4 protein-coding genes and 1 pseudogene are annotated in these 2,898 nt (G+C 62.6%); all 5 read right to left on the reverse strand.

Annotation, left to right across the window (positions count from 1 at the left end; all coding sequences use genetic code 11):
- The coding region (locus tag EN750_RS27220) for a fructose-bisphosphatase class II (RefSeq protein WP_127398511.1) at positions 1-329 on the reverse strand (329 nt) is incomplete at its 3' end.
- 204 nt (positions 330-533) lie between these two features.
- A complete protein-coding gene (locus EN750_RS27225; RefSeq protein WP_013531988.1) occupies positions 534-701 on the reverse strand; it encodes a Thivi_2564 family membrane protein in 168 nt (55 codons plus the stop codon).
- A gap of 71 nt (positions 702-772) precedes the next feature.
- The gene (locus EN750_RS27230; RefSeq protein WP_127379827.1) at positions 773-1,129 is read right to left on the reverse strand and encodes a hypothetical protein; all 357 of its coding nucleotides are present in this window, start codon (positions 1,127-1,129) and stop codon (positions 773-775) included.
- A gap of 132 nt (positions 1,130-1,261) precedes the next feature.
- Positions 1,262-2,575: a homoserine dehydrogenase gene (locus tag EN750_RS27235; RefSeq protein WP_127398513.1), complete on the reverse strand. Its 1,314-nt coding sequence runs from the start codon at positions 2,573-2,575 to the stop codon at positions 1,262-1,264.
- A 47-nt stretch (positions 2,576-2,622) separates the two neighbouring features.
- Positions 2,623-2,898: pseudogene (locus tag EN750_RS27240) on the reverse strand (aminotransferase); the annotation flags it as partial.

The raw sequence follows: 2,898 nt of genomic DNA on the forward strand, positions 1-2,898 counted from the left end.
GCAGTGGGCAGGTTCTTGGCGCAAATCGTCGTGCCTTCGAGCGGATCGAGCGCGATATCGACGGCCGGACCTTTGCCGGAGCCGACTTCCTCGCCGATGTAGAGCATCGGCGCCTCGTCGCGCTCGCCTTCGCCGATCACCACAGTGCCCTTGATGGCAAGCCGGTTGAGTTCCTGGCGCATGGCGTCGACTGCGACCTGGTCGGCCGCCTTTTCGTCGCCGCGCCCGCGCAGCCTGGCGGCCGCGACGGCGGCTCGTTCGGTGACGCGCACCAGTTCCATGGTGAGTATCCGGTCAAGGCCGGCGACGATGTTCTGGGCCACATTCATCTGGTGATTTCCTCGTTGGCAATGCGGCCTCCCGCCGGAGGCGGGCCTGTTTTGTCAAACCAGCATGACAACGGCAAGACCTACTGAGGATTTTATCGAATAACCAACAATACCAATCGGTTAAGCCGCATCCTGAAACGATACTGGCCCGATCGCCGTGCGCCGGGCCAGTCTCAAAACGGTAAAAATGGCGGCGTTCGCGGCCTAGAAAACCGCGAGGTATTTGAGCAGTGAAATGATGCCGATGATGATGACGATGACCTGAACTATCTGTCTCATCCGGCCATCGAGCGGCAGGCGTTGAACCAGATAGAGAACGAGGATGATGACGAGGAATGTGATCAGGATGCCGATCAATGCTGATGAAGCCATGGTGCCCTCCTTAAAAGTGATTTGCTGAAAACAAGAGAGTGGGCCGGAAGCCCGGCCCTATCGCGCTGCGGTCAATACCAGCGGCGGGAGGTATCGTTCGTCGATTGACCAATGGCGAAGCCGGCCAGAAAGCCGAGCAGGCCGATCACGCCGACCAAAGCTGTCGTCGTACCTGGATTTTCACGCGCGACCTCCGAAACAGCCTGAGCCTGGCTGCGCAGCTGTTGCGCCGTACGCGAAGCGCGGCTCGCGGCCGTGTCGTACAACTCGGACGCCTGTTCGCCGGCGTCGTCGAGCATCTCCGCGCCCCGCGCCGAAATGCTCTTGTTGATCTTGGTAATCTCCTTGCGCAAATCGGCAATCTGCTTTTCCAGCGTCTTCTGGATGTCGTCGATATTAGGGGTGTCGGACTTGTTGGTATCGGCCATGAAGCGGTTCCTCTGGTTGCTGACCAAGAGAACGGCGACGACACCAATTCGTTCCCGCGTGGCGGCTGTCCCCACCAGACCAGACCTCAATGCCTGCGGGATTCCTGTCCCGCAGGGCCTATCGGGCGAAAGCTACCCTGCCCGCTCGATGCGGATGACCTGCGGCTTGTCGGTCAGATGGCCATCCTTGGTGATGCCATCGACGGCCTTGCGCACAGCAGCCTCGGTCGTCTCGTGGGTGACGAGGATCACCGTCTTCTGTGCCGCCGCCTCGCCATTGACCGCGTGCTGGACGATCGATTCCAATGAAATGTCATTATCGGCCATGCGCTTGGCGATTGCCGCGAAAACGCCGATGCGGTCATGCACGGTCAACCGGATGAAATAGCCGCCGGCATGGCTGCGCATCTGCGCCTTCTTGTAGGGTTTCAGCTCCTTCGCCGGCCGTCCAAAGACCGGACCATGCTGGAAGCCTGGCCGGCTCTTGGCGATGTCGGCGATGTCGCCGATGACGGCCGAGGCGGTGGCGTTGCCGCCGGCACCGGGGCCTGACAGCAGCAGTTCGCCCAGAATGTCGGTCTCGATCGCCACCGCATTGGTGACGCCATGCACCTGCGCGATGACCGATGCCGTCGGCACCATCGTCGGATGCACGCGCTGCTCGATGCCGCTCTCGGTGCGCTGGGCGACACCCAGCAGCTTGATCCGGTAGCCAAGATCGGCGGCCGCGCGGATGTCGGCCTGGGTGATGTTGGAGATACCTTCCATATAGATGTCGTTGGCGGCGATCCTGGTGCCAAAGGCAAGGCTGGTCAGGATCGACAGCTTGTGCGCGGTGTCGTGGCCCTCGATGTCGAACGTCGGATCGGCTTCGGCATAGCCCAGCCGCTGCGCGTCCTGCAGGCAAGCATCGAACGAGATGCCCTCGGCCTCCATGCGCGTCAGGATGTAGTTGCAGGTGCCGTTGAGGATGCCGAATACGCGGGTGACCGAATTTCCGGCCATCGCCTCGCGCATGGTCTTGATGACGGGAATGCCGCCCGCCACCGCCGCCTCATAGTTGAGCAGAACACCCTTTTTCTCGGCGATCTCGGCCAGCGCCACGCCATGCTTGGCCAGCAGCGCCTTGTTGGCGGTGACGACGTGACGGCCGGCTTCGAGTGCCGCTTTCACCGACGAGCGCGCCGGGCCCTCGTCGCCGCCGATCAGTTCGACGAACACGTCGATTTCTGCGGTCTGCGCCATCTTGACCGGATCGTCGAACCACTTTGCCGAGCTCAGATCGACGCCGCGATCGCGCTTCTGGTCGCGCGCCGAGACGGCGGTGACGATCACGTCACGGCCGCACTGGCGGGTCAGTTCCACCGCTTTGTCGCGCAGCACGCGCGCCACCGACGCGCCAACGGTGCCGAGGCCGGCAATTCCAACACGCAATGCTTCAGCCATGTCCGGCGACGTCCCTCAAAGTCAGATCGAATTTGCGTGCGGCAAGCTTACCGGTGAGCGGAGAGCGGCACGACATTGTTGGGCTGCTTGGCGCTGGTCGACAGGAAGCGCTTGATGTTGCGCGCCGCCTGCCGGATCCTGTGCTCGTTCTCGACCAGAGCGACGCGCACGAATTCGTCGCCATGCTCGCCGAAGCCAACACCGGGCGCCACGGCCACGTCGGCATGTTCGATGAGCAGCTTGGAGAATTCGAGTGAGCCGAGATGTCGGAACGGCTCCGGGATTGGCGCCCAGGCGAACATCGATGCCGCCGGCGCCGGACT

This window comes from Mesorhizobium sp. M7A.F.Ca.ET.027.03.2.1 (assembly GCF_003999175.1).
Taxonomy (GTDB): domain Bacteria; phylum Pseudomonadota; class Alphaproteobacteria; order Rhizobiales; family Rhizobiaceae; genus Mesorhizobium.

Bases quoted from the DNA above. Each gene is read 5' to 3' on its own strand.
- EN750_RS27235 (WP_127398513.1), bottom strand. From the start codon at position 2,575: ATGGCTGAAGCATTGCGTGTTGGAATTGCCGGCCTCGGCACCGTTGGC.
- EN750_RS27230 (WP_127379827.1), bottom strand. From the start codon at position 1,129: ATGGCCGATACCAACAAGTCCGACACCCCTAATATCGACGACATCCAG.
- EN750_RS27225 (WP_013531988.1), bottom strand. From the start codon at position 701: ATGGCTTCATCAGCATTGATCGGCATCCTGATCACATTCCTCGTCATC.